This window comes from Deltaproteobacteria bacterium (genome assembly GCA_016219225.1).
Taxonomy (GTDB): domain Bacteria; phylum Desulfobacterota; class RBG-13-43-22; order RBG-13-43-22; family RBG-13-43-22; genus RBG-13-43-22.
In genome coordinates, this window is sequence record JACRBX010000113.1 from 1 (window position 1) to 19,831 (window position 19,831).

General features: G+C 49.7%; 19 protein-coding genes. 10 read left to right on the plus strand and 9 right to left on the minus strand.

Translation table 11 applies throughout. The annotated features are described in order from the left end of the window. The 8 genes from HY879_10255 to HY879_10290 all read left to right on the plus strand — a co-directional run. A partial coding sequence (locus tag HY879_10255) for a hemerythrin (protein ID MBI5603728.1) occupies positions 1-287 on the plus strand: 287 nt, incomplete at its 5' end. A 37-nt stretch (positions 288-324) separates the two neighbouring features. After that, entirely contained in the window at positions 325-519 is a 195-nt protein-coding gene (locus HY879_10260) for a ferredoxin (GenBank protein ID MBI5603729.1), read from the plus strand. A 10-nt stretch (positions 520-529) separates the two neighbouring features. Next, positions 530-1,519, plus strand: coding sequence for an efflux RND transporter periplasmic adaptor subunit (locus tag HY879_10265; protein MBI5603730.1), 990 nt, complete (start codon positions 530-532; stop codon positions 1,517-1,519). A gap of 206 nt (positions 1,520-1,725) precedes the next feature. Next, the gene (locus tag HY879_10270; protein MBI5603731.1) at positions 1,726-2,679 is read left to right on the plus strand and encodes an ABC transporter ATP-binding protein; all 954 of its coding nucleotides are present in this window, start codon (positions 1,726-1,728) and stop codon (positions 2,677-2,679) included. Next, positions 2,657-3,631, plus strand: coding sequence for an ABC transporter ATP-binding protein (locus HY879_10275; GenBank protein MBI5603732.1), 975 nt, complete (start codon positions 2,657-2,659; stop codon positions 3,629-3,631). Before HY879_10270 ends, HY879_10275 begins: the two co-directional genes overlap by 23 nt. Then, positions 3,628-4,761 (plus strand): ABC transporter permease, encoded by a 1,134-nt coding sequence (locus HY879_10280; protein ID MBI5603733.1) that lies wholly within the window; start codon positions 3,628-3,630, stop codon positions 4,759-4,761. Before HY879_10275 ends, HY879_10280 begins: the two co-directional genes overlap by 4 nt. 2 nt (positions 4,762-4,763) lie before the next feature. Further along, positions 4,764-5,894, plus strand: a complete 1,131-nt coding sequence (locus HY879_10285) for an ABC transporter permease (GenBank protein ID MBI5603734.1) — start codon at positions 4,764-4,766, stop codon at positions 5,892-5,894. A gap of 251 nt (positions 5,895-6,145) precedes the next feature. Next, positions 6,146-7,495 (plus strand): TolC family protein, encoded by a 1,350-nt coding sequence (locus HY879_10290; protein MBI5603735.1) that lies wholly within the window; start codon positions 6,146-6,148, stop codon positions 7,493-7,495. Between the two features lie 154 nt (positions 7,496-7,649). Here the strand turns inward: HY879_10290 and HY879_10295 are convergent, their stop codons facing one another. From HY879_10295 to HY879_10335, 9 genes are all read right to left on the minus strand, one after another. Then, the gene (locus HY879_10295) at positions 7,650-9,875 is read right to left on the minus strand and encodes a PAS domain S-box protein (protein ID MBI5603736.1); all 2,226 of its coding nucleotides are present in this window, start codon (positions 9,873-9,875) and stop codon (positions 7,650-7,652) included. A gap of 595 nt (positions 9,876-10,470) precedes the next feature. Further along, positions 10,471-11,514, minus strand: a complete 1,044-nt coding sequence (locus HY879_10300; GenBank protein ID MBI5603737.1) for a hypothetical protein — start codon at positions 11,512-11,514, stop codon at positions 10,471-10,473. Positions 11,515-11,776: 262 nt separating this feature from the next. Further along, positions 11,777-12,049, minus strand: coding sequence for a hypothetical protein (locus tag HY879_10305; protein ID MBI5603738.1), 273 nt, complete (start codon positions 12,047-12,049; stop codon positions 11,777-11,779). Between the two features lie 36 nt (positions 12,050-12,085). After that, complete coding sequence (locus HY879_10310) at positions 12,086-12,424, minus strand: hypothetical protein (protein ID MBI5603739.1); 339 nt, start codon at positions 12,422-12,424, stop codon at positions 12,086-12,088. Between the two features lie 12 nt (positions 12,425-12,436). Continuing rightward, positions 12,437-12,796: a response regulator gene (locus tag HY879_10315; protein MBI5603740.1), complete on the minus strand. Its 360-nt coding sequence runs from the start codon at positions 12,794-12,796 to the stop codon at positions 12,437-12,439. A 182-nt stretch (positions 12,797-12,978) separates the two neighbouring features. Next, on the minus strand, positions 12,979-14,349 hold the full coding sequence (locus HY879_10320) for a sigma-54-dependent Fis family transcriptional regulator (protein ID MBI5603741.1): 1,371 nt from the start codon (positions 14,347-14,349) through the stop codon (positions 12,979-12,981). Positions 14,350-14,357: 8 nt separating this feature from the next. Continuing rightward, positions 14,358-15,032, minus strand: a complete 675-nt coding sequence (bamD, locus tag HY879_10325; GenBank protein MBI5603742.1) for an outer membrane protein assembly factor BamD — start codon at positions 15,030-15,032, stop codon at positions 14,358-14,360. After that, positions 14,975-16,420: a HAMP domain-containing histidine kinase gene (locus HY879_10330; protein ID MBI5603743.1), complete on the minus strand. Its 1,446-nt coding sequence runs from the start codon at positions 16,418-16,420 to the stop codon at positions 14,975-14,977. The genes bamD and HY879_10330 overlap by 58 nt, the downstream gene beginning before the upstream one ends. Positions 16,421-16,713: 293 nt before the next feature. Continuing rightward, positions 16,714-18,054, minus strand: coding sequence for a hypothetical protein (locus HY879_10335; protein MBI5603744.1), 1,341 nt, complete (start codon positions 18,052-18,054; stop codon positions 16,714-16,716). Positions 18,055-18,382: 328 nt separating this feature from the next. On the opposite strand from HY879_10335, the gene HY879_10340 reads away from it, so the two are divergent. Beyond that, a complete protein-coding gene (locus HY879_10340; protein ID MBI5603745.1) occupies positions 18,383-19,375 on the plus strand; it encodes a bifunctional N-acetylglucosamine-1-phosphate uridyltransferase/glucosamine-1-phosphate acetyltransferase in 993 nt (330 codons plus the stop codon). Positions 19,376-19,390: 15 nt separating this feature from the next. Beyond that, positions 19,391-19,831, plus strand: a 441-nt coding sequence (locus tag HY879_10345; GenBank protein MBI5603746.1) for a class II glutamine amidotransferase, incomplete at its 3' end; no start/stop codon positions are given.

Below are 19,831 nucleotides of genomic sequence, written 5' to 3' on the forward strand. Positions count from 1 at the left end.
AGACCGTGGCCGAGATGGTGGAGGCCAAAGGACGGTATTTGAGAGGGGATCCGGAAGCCCTGTCCCGTATGCTTGACCGGATGAGATTTCTGGTGGCCTTTTATCCCAGGCATATCGAGAAAGAAGATAAACATTTTTTTCTGCCCATCATGAATTATTTCAGCCCGGAGGAAAAAGAGGCCATGCTGCAGGAAGAATGGGAATTTGATAAGAACCTGATTCACCAAATATACAAAGAACGAATCGGCCAGGCGGAAATCCTGCTCGGAAAAGAGGAGCAAAAATGAGAGGGCGGCTATTCCATGAAGACAGGAGGAAAGTAAGATGAGAGTATTCATCGATGAAGAGGAATGTATTGCCTGTGGAACCTGTATCGAACTTTGCCCGGATGTTTTTCAAATGAACGAGGAAATAGAAAAGGCCGTGGTGATCCTGCCAGAAGGAGGCCCAAAAGAATGCATCGAGGAGGCCATTGAGAGTTGCCCGGTATCTTGCATCCATTGGAAAGAAGAGGAATAAGGATCACACCATGAAAAAGAAAATAATCATCCCTGCCCTGTTGGTAATCGCCGGAGTGGCAGCCGGGATTTTTTATTTTAAAAGTCAGGACGTCCCGGAGACAAACATTGTCCGCGTTTCAGGGAATATAGAAATTACCGACATAGACCTCAGTTTCAAGATCCCGGGACGGATTGAAAAACGTCTGGTTTCCGAAGGGGAGATGTTTAAAGCCGGCCAGATAGTCGCCCGATTGGATAACCAGGACCTGGTCCAGGAAATGGCCCAACGAAAGGCTCAGGTGGCTGCGGCCCAAGCTACCCTGGCCGAATTGAAGACCGGGTCAAGGCCGGAGGAAATCGCCCAGGCCGAGGCTGTTTTGGAACGGGCCCAGGCCGATGGCACCAGGACCAAGACGGAATGGGAACGGCAAAAAAAATTATATGAGCGGGAAGTTATTTCGGCCCGGGAATATGATCTGGCTAAAACAAACTTTGACGGGGCCGAAGCCCGCATCCGGGAGGCCAAAGAAATTTTGACCCTGGTCCGTAAAGGCCCCCGTCAGGAAAAAATCGACCTGGCCCTGGCCGGCCTGGAACAGGCCCGGAAGGCCCTGGCCCTGGCTGAAACCCGGATGGGTTATTCGGTTTTGCACGCCCCCATTTCTGGAATTGTCTTATCCGAAAATGTCGAGGCGGGGGAATATGTCTCTCCGGGGACTCCAGTAGTTACGGCAGGAGATCTGATCCGAGTCTATTTGCGGGCTTATATCAATGAAACCGATTTGGGACGGGTTAAGCTTGGACAAAAGGTGCGCCTCTTCACCGACACCTTTCCCGGCAAGGCCTATGAAGGGAAAATTACCTTCATCGCTTCCCAGGCCGAATTTACCCCCAAGAATGTCCAGACCCAGAAAGAACGGGTCAAACTGGTCTATCGCATCAAGGTGGATATCCCCAACCCGAACTTGGAGCTTAAGCCGGGGATGCCGGCCGATGGGGAGATCATCCTGACACAATAATTCGGAATTCGGAATTCGGAATGCGGAGTTCAAAACTCAGGGTTCAGGGGCCAGGGGGAATATAGGTAAAGCAACAATTTTATGGTTTTTTCTTCGCCCATAGCCCGTTAGAGGTTTTTCACGTTTGAAACATGCATCTTGCAACTTGAAACTTCATTTTCGAACAAATTTTCAGCTTTGAGCCTTGAGCTTTCAGCTTATTTCCCATGGATGCTATAAAAACCGACAATCTAACCAAATCGTTTAACGGTCTGACTGCTGTGGACCGCCTGAACTTTTCCATCACCGAGGGCGAAATCTTCGGTCTGGTGGGGCCGGACGGGGCCGGCAAGACCACGACCATGAGGTTACTTACGGCCATCATGGAACCCACCTCCGGAGAGGCCTGGATCGTCGGCCGCCAGACCGTAAAAGAGGCCGAGGCCATCAAAGAAGAAATCGGCTATATGAGCCAGCGATTCGGCCTTTACCCGGACCTGACGGTCATGGAAAACATCCAGTTTTATGCCGATATTTACGGAGTTCCCAAAAAAGAACGGCAAGAAAAGATCGACCGTCTGCTGGATTTCAGTAATCTGACTCCCTTCAAAAAACGGTTGGCCGGGAATCTCTCCGGTGGAATGAAACAAAAATTAGGACTGACCTGTGCCCTGATCCATACCCCCCGGGTACTTTTTCTCGATGAGCCGACCAATGGCGTGGACCCGGTGTCCCGTCGTGATTTCTGGCGCATCCTCTATCAACTGCTTAAAGAAAAGGTGACCATTTTTATTTCCACCGCCTACTTGGATGAGGCGGAACGCTGTAACCGGATCGGTTTGATGCACCAGGGGAAAATCATCGCCCTGGGAACACCGGCCGAGGTCAAGCAATTGATGAAGGGGACTATCCTGGAGATCCGCTCCAGTCAGCCCAGAAAGGTCAAGACCTTGTTACGGGGACATTATGACACTGACTCGGTGGGCCTGTTCGGCGACCGGGTTCATCTGGTTACGGAGGTACCGGGAAGGGATTCAGAGGCGGCTGAAAAAATCATCAGAGGGGCCGGTTTGTCCTTCCTGGGCATCCGTCCCATTGAGCCTTCTTTGGAAGACGTCTTTATATCTGTTCTGGGAGAAGGGAAAAGAGAAAAGGGTCATGGATCCGGAGAACAACGATAAGGCCGTAGTCGTTAAAGACCTGGAAAGGCGTTTCGGCAGCTTCCTGGCCGTCAATCGCGTCAGCTTTGAAGTGGAAAGGGGAGAAATATTCGGTTTCCTCGGGCCCAACGGGGCCGGTAAATCCACGACCATCCGCATCCTTTGCGGGATCCTGGCCCCGAGCCGGGGTGCGGGGACAGTGGCCGGATTCGATATCGTCAAAGAAGCGGAAAAGATCAAGGCCCATATCGGCTACATGAGCCAGAAATTTTCCCTTTACGAAGACCTGACCGTAGAGGAAAACATCAACTTTTACGCCGGTATTTATAATATCCCCGAGGCCAAAAAAAAGGAACGCAAAGAATGGGTCATTGACATGGCCGGTCTTAAGGAACACCGGAATAGCCGTACGGCCTTACTTTCCGGGGGCTGGAAACAACGCCTGGCCCTGGGCTGCGCCATTCTCCATGAGCCGCCGATCATTTTTCTGGATGAACCCACCTCCGGGGTGGACCCCATCAGCCGCCGGCGGTTTTGGGATTTAATCTATGAACTCTCCGGCAAGGGGGTTACGGTTTTCGTCACCACCCACTACATGGATGAGGCCGAATATTGCGACCGCATCGGCCTGATTTACCGGGGGGAACTGATCGCCCTGGGGACCCCGGAAATTCTCAAAACCCGGTTGATGCAGGAAGAAATCCTGGATTTGCAGAGCGACCGTCCCCAGGAGGCCATGGCTGCTATCGAGAAAGTCGCCGGGGTCAAGGAGGCCGCCCTGTTTGGTAAAGGGATTCATGTGGTGGTGGAGGACGTTGACAGTACCGTCGGGGTGATCAAACAAACCTTGATGGATCAGGCCATCAAAGTCTTGGCCATAGAAAAGATCGTCCCCTCTCTGGAAGACGTGTTTGTTTCTCTAATCGAAGCCAGGGACCGGTTGGAGCAGCCGCAACGGGAGGTGCGGAAATGAAGCTGATGCGCACCTGGGCCATGGCCCGCAAAGAGTTCATCCACATCTTCCGTGATCCCAGAAGCCTGGGCATGGGCATCGCCATCCCCATGATCATGCTGATCCTCTTCGGCTATGCCCTGACCCTGGATGTGGATAAAGTCCCCTTAGTCATCTGGGACCAGAACCGTTCCCTGTCCAGCCGGGAGTTTATCAGCCATTTCTCAGGATCCCGTTATTTTTCCCTCCAGGGCTTTGTGGACCGGTATGGGGAAGTGGAACAGGCCATCGACTCCCGCCGGGCCTTGGTTTCTCTGATCATTCCGGCGGACTTTTCCGGCCGTCTGGCCTCCGGTAAAACGGCCAAGGTCCAATTGATCGTTGATGGAAGCGATTCCAATACGGCCACCATTGCTTCCGGCTATGCCGAGGTGATCGCCACCGCCTTCTCCCAGGATATCCTCCTGGACCATTTTAAAAGGAGGGGGGGCGGTTCCCCGACCATCCCCTTTGAGGTCAGGCCCCGGGTCTGGTTCAATGCCGACCTGGAATCCAGAAATTATATCATCCCCGGACTGATCGCCGTCATCATGATGGTCATTGCCGCCCTGCTGACCTCCCTGACGGTGGCCAAGGAATGGGAACAGGGGACCATGGAACAACTCATCTCCACACCGGTTAAATCCCAGGAACTGATCCTCGGCAAATTATTTCCCTATTTTTGTATCGGCCTCTTTGATGTCCTTTTAGCGGTGCTGATGGGGGAGTTTCTTTTCCAGGTGCCGCTCCGGGGAAACGTGGCTTTGATCTTCGCCCAGGCGGCCATATTCCTGATAGGGACCTTGTCCCTGGGTCTTCTGATCAGCATCGTCACCAAGAGTCAACTGTTAGCCAGCCAGTTGGCCATGGTGGCCACCTTTTTGCCGGCCTTTCTGCTTTCCGGGTTTGCCTATCCGATCCGCAGCATGCCCCCGTTCCTGCAATGGATCACCCATCTCGTGCCGGCCAAATATTTCGTCGTCCTGTTAAAGGGCATTTATCTCAAGGGAGTGGGGCCGGGGGTTCTGTATGTCGAGGGGATTTTTTTGGCCGTGTTCGGCCTGGTCATGTTTGTCCTGGCCAACAGAAAATTCAAGAAAAGGCTGGCCTGATCATGTTCGGACGGCTTAAAGAGATCCTGATCAAGGAATTCATCCAGATCTTCCGGGACCCCCGATCCCGGGGGATCGTCTTTGTCATGCCCATCTTCCAGATGGTTCTTTTCGGCTACGCCGTCACCACCGATGTCCGGCACGTGGCCACCGGGATCTATGACCTGGACAACAGTGTGGCCAGTCGGGAGGTTATCGCCCGCTTCGTCCATTCCGGTTATTTTGATGTGGAGGCCTGGGTCAGCCGGGAAGAAGAGGTCCGGAACTTAGTGGATCATGGCCGGGTTCAGGCCTTGATACGCCTGAATAAGGGCTTTGAGGAGGACTTGAAGGCCGGCAGAAAAGGGGTCATCCAACTGATCGTGGACGGTACGGATTCCAATACAGCGGCCATTGTCCTGAATTACAGCAACAAAATCATGGCCCAGTATTCTCAGGAGGTCCTGGTCCAACGCTTCTTACGTCAGGGAGGCTTAAACCAAAAACTGAACCTGGTGGAATTGGAGTCACGGGCCTGGTTCAATGAAAATCTGGAAAGCCGGAATTTTTATGTGCCGGGGGTGATCGCCCTGCTGGTTATGCTGATCACCCTGTTGCTCACCAGCATGGCCGTGGTCCGGGAGAAAGAGATCGGGACCATGGAACAGATCATGGTCACGCCCATTACCCCCAAGGAATTTATCCTGGGCAAGACCCTTCCCTTTGCCCTGATCAGTTTAATCGATGTCATCCTGATCACCCTGGTGGCGGTTTTTTGGTTTGAAGTGCCCATCCGGGGGAGCCTGGGACTGCTTTTATTAGCCACCATCCTCTATTTTATGACCACCCTGGGTATCGGACTCTTTATTTCCACGGTCAGCCGGACCCAGCAACAGGCCATGATGAGCGCCTTCTTTTTTCAATTCCCGGCCGTGCTCCTTTCCGGATTCGTTTTTCCCATTGCCAATATGCCGGAGCCCGTCCAGTGGCTGACCTTTTTGAATCCCTTGCGCTATTTCCTGGTGGTTATCCGGGGGATTTTTTTAAAGGGCGTTGGCCTTACAATCCTTTGGCCCCACCTGCTGGCTTTGGCGGTCATGGGGTCTCTGGTCCTCTGGCTGGCCTCCAAACGGTTTCGCAAAACCATGATTTGAGGCGAGTGTTGATTTCGGATTGCGCATTTCGGAATAAAAAATCAATTCGTTGGACATGGGGAATTGGTTCGAAAATGGACAAAACAGGCTATAGGCAATGGGCTATAGGCGAGAGGCAAACAAAGAGCCCAAAAAGACTAACTTAGGCCCCGTCCCATTGCCTATAGCCTATAGCCCATTGCCCTCGAAAACATTTTCATGCTTCGTGGCGCCCTACCGGGCAGGAGGTTTAACACGTGAGGGAGACGCAGATGTTGAAACGAAACCTTTCTATAATAATCGCCGTGGGGATGGTTCTTTTGTGGGCCTGGGCGGCCTACCCCGGAGAGACTGATCCAGCCCCTGATCACCCCCTGACCCTGGCCGATTGTATCCGGATCGCCCTGGATAAAAACCCCTCCCATCGGATCGCCCTGGAGGGGGTAATATCGACCAAAGAGACCGTGGGGGAGACCCGGGCCCCCTACTATCCGGAGCTGGGTCTGCAGACCGCCTATAAACGCTGGCAAGGCCATGCCTTTCTGCCGAGCGGTCTTTCCATACCCGGCCGGACCCTGCCGACGATTATCGGCCCCACCGATGACTGGATGGCCGGACTCAATGCCCGATATACCTTGTTTGACAGCGGTCGGCGGCAAGCCGAATATCAATCGGCTTTGGCCAGACAAGGGGTGGCCGAGGAAGAAAAAGCCAGGATCGTTCAGGATCTGATATTCAGCGTTTATCAGGGGTTTTATGGATTGGCCGCGGCCATGGAAACCCTTACTGTAGCCGGAAAAAATCTGAACCGGGCCAGGGACCATGTCCGGTTGGCCCAGGAACGAAAAGCCGCCGGGGCGGTCTCCCGGGCGGATGTCCTCCGGGTCCAGGTAGAGGCCTCCAATGCCGAGTTGGACCTGGTCAGGGCTCAAAGCCTGGTCCGCATTTCCAGGGGCAATTTGAATACGGCTATGGGATTATCTGCGGAAGGGTCTCTCGAAGTCGACACCGAAACAGGGAAAATAGATTCTCCGGATTCGATAGACCTTTTAAAAGCTCTGGACCAGGCGATTCATAAACGACCGGAAATCAAGGCCGCCCTGAAGCGCATTGAGGCCCAACAAGGTGGGGTAGAAGCCGCCAGGAGCACTTTTGGCCCTAAGGTGCGGGCCGAAGGCAGTTACGGCTGGCGGGACTCCAACTTCCTCCCTAAGGATGAAGAGTGGTTAGCCGGGATTATCATCGAATGGCCCCTTTTTACCGGGTTTTCCCGGAAACACCGCCTGGCCAGGGCCAAGGCCGAGGTCTTTAAAGAAGAGGCCGAGGCCAAGCGGCTGCAGTTAAGGGTAAAACAGGAGGTCTTGAACGCCCATTCCAGACTTAAAGAAAACTATGAAGCGGTTCAAACCACAAAGATGTTGATTCAGAATGCGGAGGAGAGTTTGCGGATGGCCAGGGAACGTTATGCAGTAGGGGCCGGGACCGTCACCGATCTATTGGATGCCCAGACGGCCCTGGCCCGGGCTCAAGCCACTCAGGTCGAAGCCGGGTGGGACTATCATTTAGCCCAGGCGGTCTTCCAGCGATCCCTTGGGTTGATGGACGCCAAAACCAACCCCTAAATTTATGGTATAGGAATTTCCTTTTTGGACGCAGATCAACTCGGATCGGCTGAAAGCCGATTGAATTCGGATCGGCAGAGAGCCGATCGTGCAGATTGTCAAGATTTTGAATATAAAGAATAGTTATCTGCGGGTATCGGCGAAAATCAGCGTCCTAATTTATTATAGACCCATGGTCTTCGCCTGAGTCCAACACTTCCCGCACCTTCCTGGCTAAGGCCTCGGGAGTGAAGGGTTTCTGCAGAAAAGCCGCCTTGGTTTCAGAAAAGCCATGATGGCCAATGGCTTCTTCGTTATATCCTGACATATAAAGCACCTTGATGTCAGGTCTCCAGGACCATATCTGGTCGATCATCTGCCGGCCGCTTATCCCCGGCATGACCACATCTGTCAGGATAAGATGAATCGGATGGTTGACCTCCTGCCGGACAAGACTAAGTCCTTCTTCTCCATTGACGGCCTCTAAAACCCGGTAGCCATATCTTTGGAGGATCGTGGTAGCCAGGGTCCGGACCATTTTTTCGTCTTCCACCAGCAAGATGGTTTCAATGCCTTTAGGCGGTTTGATGTCGTCCAGGACAGTCGGATGAACCGGTATTTTTTCCTCGATCCATGGGAAATAGATAGTAAACCTCGTTCCCTGATCGACTTCACTGTCTACCACAATATAGCCGCCGCTCTGTTTGACGATCCCATAAATGGTCGAAAGACCCAGACCGGTCCCCTTTCCCTTTTCTTTGGTGGTAAAAAAAGGCTCGAAAACTTTTTCCTTAACTTCGGCAGTCATTCCCAGACCGGTATCCCTTATGGCCAGTCTGACATATTTCCCGGGAACCATACTGAAATCAATCCCGGCCTGTCTTTCTTCCAATTCCATATCGGATGTTTCAAGATAAAATTTCCCGCCCCGGGGCATGGCATCCCGGGCATTTATGGCCAGATTCAGGATGACCTGTTCCAGTTGACCCGGATCGGCCTTGATCGTTCCCAGATGGGGATCCAGGCAGGTGATGAGTTCTATATCTTCCCCGATCATCCGGCGAAGCATTTTTTCCATATCTCTGACCAGGACATTGAGGTCCACGACCCTGGGCTGGAGGATTTGTTTCCGGCTGAAGGCCAGAAGCTGATGGGTCAATGAGGAAGCCCGCTCAGCGGCTTTTTTTATCTCCTGAATATCATGGCCCAGGAGATCATCCTGGCTCAAGGCATGGAGGACCAGATCGCTATAACCGTGAATTACGGTTAAAAGGTTATTGAAGTCATGGGCCACCCCTCCGGCCAAACGGCCGATGGCCTCCATTTTTTGGGCCTGGCGCAGTTGTTCTTCCAGGGCCTTTCTTTCTCCTTCAGCCTTTTTCTGTGGGGTGATATCACGGACATTGACACACAAAGCCTGTCCCTTACCGTAAGAGATAATATTGGCACTGACTTCAACGGTCACCAGGGTCCCATCTTTTCGCCGGTGGTTCCGCTCACCGATGAAATATCGGCTATTGGGTAAGATTTGTTCTAAAGTGGAAGCTATTTCTTCCTTATCCAGGTCCACGATATCATAGAGGGTCAGTTTTTGCATCTCTTCCAGACTATAACCGAGCAGGTTCAAATAGGTCGGGTTGGCCTCGATGACTTGTTTGGTTTGGAGGTCGTAAAGGACGATCCCTTCAGAGGATTGATTGACCACGGCCCGATACCGCTCTTCACTTTCCCGTAAGGCCCGTTCCGTCTTTTTCTGCGAGGTAATGTCGGTCACGATTCCCAATATGGCGTTTTCCCCGCCGAAATTAATGACTTTGGTGGTAATGAGGGCTTCGATCCGTTGGCCTTCTTTGGTGATCAGGGTATATTCGTAAGGATCGATTTCTTCTCCCTTCATATGTCTGGCGAAATTGCCCAGTATAAGGTCTCTATATTCCGGAGCTATCAGGTCCAGGAAGTTAAAGCCCGGAGAATAATATTCTTCCTTGGTGAACCCCATGATCTCTTCGCACTTGTTGTTGGCATAGACAACTCTCTTGTTTTTATTGATAAAAATCATGTTGGGCGATTGATCTGCGAAATTTCTAAATCTTTCTTCGCTCTCCCGGAAGGCATCTTCCATCTCCTTTAGCTTGAAAACCTCTTTTTGGAGGAATTCCTTTTCAAATTCAAGCTGGTTGAGAATCTTAAAGACCGGGAGGGCAATAAGGGAGGCCAGAAAGGAGACCACCAGGGCATCTATGGTTCCTATCCATAATAAAACCGTGGAAACCGTTCCCCACCAGATGAGACTCTGGATTGTGTTTACTAAAGCTGTCGCGGCCTCAGAAAATAGAACAATCACCCCTATCAATTTCCAGGGAGTCAATAACTTCGCTTTATTAAGAAATGACCGGGCCATACTTACTTCCTCATAATTTTTTTACATTCCGGGAGAGGCTGAACTTGGACCTGTTCGGAATCAGCTTAAGGGGCCCCCATTGGACCTTCCGGGAAGAACGAAGGGAAAAATATCAGGCATAAAGGTCCACAGTATTGTTCATCCGCCGTTGATTTTCAGCCATTTTTTGGTAAAGGGTAATGGCCTTGCCAGGGGGTGTATCGGCCCATTTAGGAAGATCGCTTGACTGGTCAATGTGATCCGAAACCTCCGGATATTCAACGTCAATAAAGATAGTATGCCAGGCAGGGATAAATTTTTGGGTAAGAATGATTGGGGGGGATGGCCAAGAGGACGGGGAATCCTCTTGGAGGAACGGCCTCACTCGGTCCCCTCTACCCCTAAAGGGGATGCTCAGGGAGCCTGATGGTATAAGGGGAAAATCCATTAAAATTCAGATCCGTTTATGGTTAACAGCCTGAATTATTGTTTAAAAAATTACTGATCCGATCTTTTTAAGTTTATGATTTTATCAGTATTTATTTATTAAGTCCACAAAAAAACTTATTTTTTCCCCCTTTATTCTTGGTCTTTCTCTTCCCGATCACCCGAATCATTAATTCCTCCGTGAATGAATTTCCTTATTCAGGTTCCGGAAGACCTCGGTAATGAGATCCTCGTCACTCCTATGGTCCTCCAGGGCCTGTAAGGAGAGGGAAAGGTTGTGGTCCGGGTCAGGATCATTTCTCAGAGTCAAAGTAAGACTTCGACCGAAATCGGGAGGTCCCTCTTTCTGGTTTAGCTTTTCCCTGCGGAACTCATTCCCACCCCCATCCCGGTATATCAATTCATCCGTATCCCAGTCATATTCCGGAATATCCGGGCAGTTCCACCTGTCCTGGAAGAACTGATAAAAAGGGACGTAGAGGCTCCCTGGATTCTGGTCATGTTTGAAAACATATTTTGGTATGGTCTCGACATCCAGGCCTGTCTGATAATGCTGAAACCAGAGATAGTCGCCCAGGATCGTGAGCTTAACAAAAGGAGACCCGTCGTAGATTTTCAGCCGGATGTTTTTTTTTGCGGCCTTGAGTTCCTTGAGATAATCGATACTCTTCCGGATCTGTTCCCCGAACCCTTCAGGGCTCATCCCGTGATCCAGGTCATTCTTTGGCTCTGTCCCTGGACAGGCGCCGGCGCTGTTGGGATTTAGGAGCATGATCTTGGCTTCCCGGCACTGCTGGATTACTTGAGCCAATTCTCCTTGAGATTCCACAAAAGTCCTGAAGCCTGTTAAACGGAGGACCATTATATCTCTGGCGAATCCCTGCCTCTCCTTTAATCTTCTGATCCTTCTGCGCGTCAAGATTCCCCAGGCCGGTGTGACCAAAACCAGCCCGGCCCTACGAGCCATAGCAGCCAGTTTCTTATTCCTCCAGCTCATTCCAATGAAATTGGAAAAAAGGATGAGAAGAACCGCCAGGACAATTTCCACAGAGGCCAGAAACATTTTTTCGTTTCCGATGAAAGCCCAATAGATCAGCAGCTTCCCTGCGATAAAGCTCACCCACCAGGGCATAGACAATACAATGGAGACACTTAAGGCAATGATAAACAGGTGGTAGAATAAATGGGTCGAACCTTTAACCCAGTCCCCCAAAGAATTTTTTGGGGGACCGGCGGTCTTTCTATTTTTTAACCAGCCGGGTTTCTTCATCGCAGGTAATTAAAATTTATTTAAGGTTCGGGTGTGGGAGTATGGCAAAGATGGATACCCGGACAATCAAGTTTGATGGTCTCGTAAAAACTCGTCATTCCCGCGCAGGCGGGAATCCAGGCCAGGTCTAATTAATTAGAAACACTGGATTCCCGTTTTCACGGGAATGACGTAAATCAGCGCTTTTGGACTTATTACGATGTTGTCAAGTTTGGAGCTCACAAACGCCTCCGGAAATTTTATGACTATTCTCCCAGAAGGGCAAACCCTCCGGGATTTCCTTTTCCGTTATTGTTTGATGATCCAATATGGCTATCTTCTGCGGTTCCGAGATGATCAAATCAAATTTTTCGTTTTTAAGCATCAGCAGAGCGTCTTCCAGAGGGAGGTTGGATTTAATAAGAGCCCCCTCACGAATAATGATATAAATTGCTTGCCAACTTGGATTGATATGCAAAATCTTTATGAGCTTTTTCATTTTTTTCCTCCTCTAATCAGATTCTCATAAACTCCATCAGGAAAGGGCGATCAAAGCCGCAATAATCAGATAAGCGACATCGGCTCTGGCCGTCCGGTCTTCCGAGATGCGTTCGGAAAGGGAAACGATCAGCCGTGTTTGCTTTTCATCCAGTGAAAGCAGTTTTTCCCGTGCTTTCTCCATGAGTTGTTGATCTCCGATTTTTCGTTCCAAAAAAGACAAGATCTTGATCTGATCTTTTTCAGAAACGGTAACAGCCGCATAGTGCATTCCAATACCGGCAGAAACCATAGTTGAATTCATAAGAACGACCAGCAACCCCGAAACCAGGCCCCAAGCCCATCCATACTTTTTCAACTTTTTCCGTTTCATCATTATTGGTCCCTTTTAACTTAAAAAAGCCGAGACACGTCCGATCAATTCATCCCTGGAAAACGGCTTATCCAGAAAATCAATATGGTACTTGCTTTTTTCGTCCTCAAGAAGGGCATAGAACTGACTCAAGTTGCCGCTCATGTAGATCGTCTTCACGGTGGGATCATGTTCCCGGATGTGGTTCATCAGTTCGAAGCCGTTTTCTCCGGGCATCTGGATATCGGTAATCACCAGGTCCGGACGGAACTGGATATAATTCAAAAACCCATCCGGGCCGTTCAGAGCCAATCGTACTTCAAATCCTTCAAGTTCCAGCATAAACTGGACCACTGAGGCCACTGCCTGATTATCATCGACGATTAATATCTTCATTTGGTCTACCTCCCTTGATTAATTGGGTTAACCTTTAAATAAGCAAGGGATGTGCCAATAGTTTATATCTATATATCTCATTGAATCTATTTGATTATTTTCAACAGAACGGTTTTTAAATTTATAGATTGAAGGTTTTCACCTACAGATCAGGGAAGAGAGCGTAGCTTAAACCCTACAGTTTACCTTGATTTCTTAAAATCTTCTATTTTCAGATTATGTTTCTTGAGGAGATCGTAAAAGTCGGCGCGGTATTTTCCCGCCAGTTTGGCAGCTTTGGTTATATTTCCCTTGCAGATTGAGAGAAGGTGGATCAGATAGCTTTTTTCATAGGCGTTCCTGGCCTCTTTGAGGGGTTGCAAGGTCGTTGAGGAGGCAACACCCTTGGTCTGCTGAAGAATAAGTTCTTCAGAGATGATGTCTTGCTGGGTCATGGCCAGGGCATACTCGATGGCATTCTCCAATTCTCTTACATTTCCCGGCCAATCATAGAGCATCATTTTTTGCATGGCCAAGGGGGCCAGTCCTTTGACCTCTTTATGCATCTGTTGGGCGAACTTTTTCCGGAAATGTTCAGCCAGAAGCGGGATATCTTCCTTCCTGTCTCGTAAAGGAGGCAGGTAAAGGGGAATGACATGGATCCTGTAAAAAAGATCTTCCCGGAAAAGACCTTGTTTCACCAGAGCTTCCAGATCCTTGTTCGTGGCCACAATCACCCGGACATCTACATCGACCAATTGCTCGCTGCCCACGGGATAAAAATTGCGTTCCTGGAGGACCCTCAACAGTTTGGCTTGAATCCCCAGGGGCATGTCTCCGATCTCATCTAAAAAAATGGTGCCTTCATGGGCCCGGGCAAAAAGTCCTTTGGTGCTCTTGATGGCCCCGGTAAAGGCCCCTTTTTCATGGCCGAAGAGCCTGCTCTCCAACAGTCCTTCCGGGAGGGCGGCGCAGTTGATTGCTACGAACGCCTTATTTTTCCGGTTGCTGGCCATATGAATAGCCCTGGCTATGAGTTCTTTCCCGGTACCGCTTTCTCCATGGATGTAGACGGTCGATTCGGTTTTTGCAATTTGAGAAACCTCTTCGAGAAGGTTTCTCATCTTTTCGCTTCGGCCAATAATATTAGAGAACCCGAAATGTTCCTCCAAAAGGTTTTCCAGCCTTTTCACCTCGGAAGTCAGTCGGCGATTTTCCAGTGCAATTTTGATTTGAAACAACAAATCCTGGGGGTCGAAAGGTTTGGTGAGATAACTGTAGGCCCCTTTCTTCATCGCCTCCACGGCGCTTTCAATGCTTCCATAGGCCGTAAGGATCATCACCGGCATATCGGGGATAAGGCGGTGAAATTCCTCCATCAGCGATATCCCGTCCTGATGGGCCAGTTGAAGGTCAACGATGGCCAGGTCAAAAGCCTGCTCCTTGAGGGCTTCGAGGGCCTCTTCCTCCATTAAGGCGGCAGTTACCTCATAATCGGCCGATTCAAGCCTCATTTTGACCAATTCCAGGAGGTTTCTATCGTCGTCCACCACCAGGATCTTCCCCAAAGCCATAGCCTCTCTCACCTTCCTTTGTCTCTCTTTTTCCCTTCGATATCGATATCGACCTGCTTGTATTCCTCCAGCATTCTGGTCAATTTCTCATTCTCTTTAATCAGTCTTTCATGGTCTTTAACCAATTTCTCATTTTCTTTAAGGATCTTCTCCTGATCCTTAAACCCTTTTTCATTATTTTTGATCCACTTCTCATTTTCTCTAACTAATCTTTCATTATCCTGCAGAACCCTGATCCAGGATTTTGCCGGTCTGCTGAAAAGGCTCTCGGGAAATTCTTTAATCAGCCTGTTCATAAAATAAAGCGACTGACCGTAGTCTTTTTTGGGATTTCCCTGGTCGGCATGGATCAAACCCATAAAAAAATAGGCCTCATCAACCGGCGGATGATTATTCATCAGAGCAATAACCCTAAGATGTTCCCGAAGGGCCCTTTCATAATTTCCTTGAACGAAAAGTTTTTTGCCTTCCAGGAGATGGACTGTGGCTGCTTTTTCCTTTTTTTGCTCTTCGGCCGCACCGCTGACTTCCGGTGAGGGGACCGGCAAGCCTGTCGAAGGCCCCCCGGAATTTATCTGCTGCCAGATCCTTTCCATGGTGGCACAACCGCCCGAAAGAAATACAATCAGGCCGGCAACCAGAAATAAAAGGAGCTTCCCTGTCCTAATTTGCTTTCCGCCCATACCCTGCCGCCATGTGAAATGATGATATGTTTGACAATCGCCAGACCTAATCCGGACCCCTTGATCTGGTAAGCCTTTGTTGGAGCGACCTGTTGAAATTTGTTAAAGATAGTTAAAAGATGATCTTCCGGGATTCCTGGGCCGGTATCCCTGACCGCCACCTCGATACCCTGGTCGACCACACCGGCAGCAATCTCCACCTGCCCCCCCTCAGGGGTAAATTTTACGGCATTCCCGACCAGATTACGCAGTACCTGGAGGATCCTCTCCTGGTCGATTTTGGCGATCGGCAGGGTTCCCTTTATTTCTTTTTTAAAGTGGATCTTTTTGGCTTCTACCAAGGGACCCATCTCAAGAATGACCTTATCCATCAAAGGGACAAGATCCCCCGGTTCAATCCGATAGATCATCATACCCGCCTCCATCTTGGACAGGTCCAATGAGGAATTGACCAGATCTATGAGTCGGCGGCTCTCCTGGGCAATGATGGCCAGTAGTCTTTTTTGCTTTTCCGTAATCGGCCCGGCCGCCTCCTCTTGCAGAAGGGCAATTCCTTCTTTAATAGAAGTCAGAGGGGTTCGCAGTTCATGAGACATGGTCGAAAAAAAATCGGATTTCATCTTATCCAAGGTGCTGAGTTTATGGATCATTAAATTAAAGGCCTGGGCCAGGTCTGAAATCTCAGGCGAAGAGGATATCGTTAAGTCCGATTTAAAAATGCCTTCGGAAATCTCCCGGGTCTTCATTCTCAACTGGGCCAGGGGGTTAGTGATGCTCCTGGTGATAAAAAAAGAGATGGCGATGACCGAAATCATGGCGATCGAGGCCAGGATCACTGCAACGTTACGGGCCGAATCTCCGGCCTCCCCCTGCTCCTTCATTCGTTGATGGACCTCTTGTTGGACTTTAATTTCCAATAATTCCAAATCCTTCAGAATTCCATCCAGCAACTTTTCTTTTTCTCTGTCGTACCTTTTTGTTAAGTAGTTCCTTTTAGACCGGATATAGCCATTTTCTTTTTCTGCCAGTGAATAGTATTGATTATGGGAATCCTGGACCCTTTTCAAAATATCTCCCCTGGTGGAGGAACCGGAAATAATCAGAGCCATTTTCAAGTCATTATTGAAAGCCTCTTTCTCTGAAAGGAACAGGGTGTAGAGGTTTTGATCTTTGGTGATGATATATTTTTTTAAAAATCGATGCTGGGAAAGGGTTAAGTCTACCAGTTTTTTATCATATTCCACGAGCCGGTTGTCCACATTCAAGATAGACCGGGTGACCGTATTGAACCGCCTGAGTTGAATAAAAGCATAGACCCCGACCGTCATCACCAAAATGAAGATGATCAGATAACCGATAATCAATCGCCAGAATATGGTTAGTCTCATTAATTCAGTTCGAAAATAGAAAATCAGGCACGAGGCACGCGGAAAAAGAGCAAAAAAATACTTCCTTCTTACCTATAGCCCATTGCCTATAGCCTATAGCCTCTTGTAGACTTATTTTCATGCTTCGTGGTGCCCCAACTCCACACCATTCTATCCCCTCGGAGGAAGAAGCCAGTCCCTCATTTAAAAGGGTAACAAAATGTTGGGGGAACCCCTATAGGGTGTTTGTCGTATTTTATAAGAAAATGAACTGTATTTGTAATAAAAATCTGCCCGAATTACCCTGTAGGTGGTCAGGCCGGCCCTTGATTCCGGGGGAAACTTTTCAGGGTTTTTAAAAAAGCCGGGAAGAGACAAAGGGTTCCGCCTGCCCGTCCCAAAATAATGGCTATTGCCGCTGCTATGGCCCCAATGGCATCGAAATAGCGAATGGCAACAAAAAGGCTAACGAGGACAATCATTAGTTCCAGGCCGGTAGCCCAGGTGATCGGTCCGGTATGCCTGGCACTGACCAGGATCGACCGCTGGAAGGTGAGCAGCATCCATATTCCCGGCATAATGGTCAGTAGTTTAACAGGGGTCAAAGCGAATTGAGTCAATTCAACCGACAATCCTGACACCATACGGAACCAGAAATGGGATAAGGGGGTGAATCCGAAACAGGCCAGCAACCCCACCGTGACTAGGCACAAAATCAAAGCAAAATTACGCAGTTCTTTATAATTACGGTTACAGTTTCCCATCAAGGCAATGCTGACCTCATGGAAAGACAGGCCGCAGCTCATGAAAATAAATATCAGTCCATGAATAACCGGCAGCACGGCCAAAGACTCGATGGCCATTCGGCTTTTTCCAACAAAAAAGGTTACCGCTGGTTGAACGCCCAAGGCCAATAGAGAGGTTAAGGCCAGGGGGAGGTAAAATTTAAGAATGGCCCGATAGGTCAAGATGTCTTTTATGGATTCCTGGGGTTTCGATTCCAGGAGGAGGCCTTTGACAATCGGACCGGCCATGAACCGGCTGGAAATCGCTTCCAGGACAACTGCGATGACCAATATACTGGCCCCGACCGACGCCCCGTTTAGATTAGAGAAATGAAATAAACCTAAGCCGGTGATGATTATGGAGGCCAGCCGGATAGCGGTTCCGAAGGCTACGTAGCGGGTTTGGTTATGACGAATCAGGATTCCCTGGTAAAAGCGGCGAATTCCTATGGCCCAGGGCACGGGGATAAGGATCAGAACGGCCCGGTAAGTCATTCCGGCGACATGTTCCGGCAACCCGATCATTCTTTGGGTCAGGAAATGAAAAAAAGATGGCAGGAGGGCGATTCCCATGATCAGAGTAATTATCCCGATCAGGGCGAAGGTAAAACGCTGCATTTTGATAAAGGAATTCCGGTCCTTGACCAGGGCGGTGGCGGCACTGATGATCATCAGAATCGGTGCCTCGACCACCAGGATAAAGGAAAAGGCCACCCCATAAGCAGCCAGGTTGAACTTAGGCGCCGCCATCCTGGCGATGATGGCGCTCAGGAGAGAACTTTCCAGAGCCATCATAAGCCAGGTGGATTCCAAGGGGAGCCAAAAGAGTAAAATCCGTTTATTGGTTAAACGGGAGGTTTCCGGTTTCATAAGAAGCCTTAATGCTCAGGGGGGGCACCACGAAGCATGGAAATAAGTCTAAGAGAGGCTATAGGCTATAGGTAAGAAGTATTTTTTGCTCTTTTCCCGCTCGCCGCTCGCCTGATTTTCTATTTTCGATCTAAACCCTTATGCCCGGGGAGGGCGCCACGGAGCATGAAAATGGTTTACACCGAACTCCGAACTCTAAACCCCGAACTCTATTTCATATTAATGGATAACACTTTGAAGAAAACCAGGCAAGGAAATTAAAACGACCCGGTCTTTTGACTTGCCTTTTTCTGCGTTAGCCAGTAAAAAATAAGGAAATATAATATAATTGTTCCAATTGCCTATGATGAAAAAACCGTTAGCCGTAGTGATCCTGGCCGCCGGGAAGGGGACCCGAATGAAATCCGATCTCCCCAAGGTGCTGCACCCTTTATTGGGAAAACCGATGCTGCACTATGTGCTGGACACAGCCGAAGGGTTGAAACCTTTAAGGAAACTCTTGGTGGTAGGCCATCAGGCAGACCGGGTAAAAGAAGCCTTCCGGAAATGGGAAGGGCAATTTATCAACCAATCCCCCCAATTGGGGACAGGCCATGCCCTTCAGACCACCCAAAAAGACCTGGGAACCTTTCAGGGCACGGTGCTGGTCCTTTCCGGAGATGTACCTCTGATCGAAAAGGGGACTTTGATAAAACTGTTACAGCTTCACGGAAAAGGCCAGGCTGTTCTGACCCTCATCAGTACGAAGGTGGAAAACCCTAAGGGTTATGGCCGGATCTTACGGGACCCCCAGGGGCACCTGGTAAGGATTGTGGAAGAAAAGGACGCCACCACGGAGGAACGCCTTCTCCTTGAAATCAATACCGGTCTTTATGCTTTTGAAGCGGAATTTCTTTTTTCCGCTCTTTCCAGTCTGACCCGGAAAAACCGGCAGAAGGAATATTATCTGACCGATCTGGTCCAACTGGCCAGGGAAAAACGATTACCGGTGGCCGTGTACTATCATTCCCGCTCTGAGGAGGTCCTGGGTATCAATGACCGGGCTGAACTGGCCCGTTCGGCTAACTGGTTAGGGCAAAGGATCAATAAGGAGTGGATGCAAAAAGGCGTGACCATCATTGATCCGCTGACCACCCGGGTTGATGATTCGGTCAGGATTGGTCCGGATACGGTCATCGGTCCTTTCACCCGCCTAATGGGAAAGACCCGGATCGGTTCCCGTTGTGCAATTCAGTCCCATGCGGTCATAGAGGACTCAACGGTGAAGGACGGGGTGATTATCCCCCCCTTCTCCTGGATTAAAAATCAGGTCTTGAGGTAGAAAGGAAATAAAGTTATGTGCGGCATAATCGGATATCTCGGCCCTCAAAATCCCGTAGAGGTTATTTTCGAGGGATTAAAAAGATTGGAATACCGGGGGTATGATTCGGCCGGTATTGCCCTGATTCAGGATCACCATTTTGATGTGCGCCGCAGCCAGGGAAAATTAAGCGAGTTGGGCCGGTTGCTTTCCCAAAATCCAATCGCCGGCCGGATAGGGATCGGTCATACCCGCTGGGCCACCCACGGCCGGCCTTCGGAAACCAATGCCCACCCCCATGTAGTCGGTCGGGTTGCCCTGGTCCATAATGGCATCATCGAAAATTATTTAGACCTCAAAAAACAATTGTCGGAAGAGGGCCGGACTTTTTTATCGGAAACCGATTCGGAAATCGTCGCTCACCTGATAGACAAATATTTAAAAGGCCATGACCTGGTTAAGGCCGTTCAACTGGCC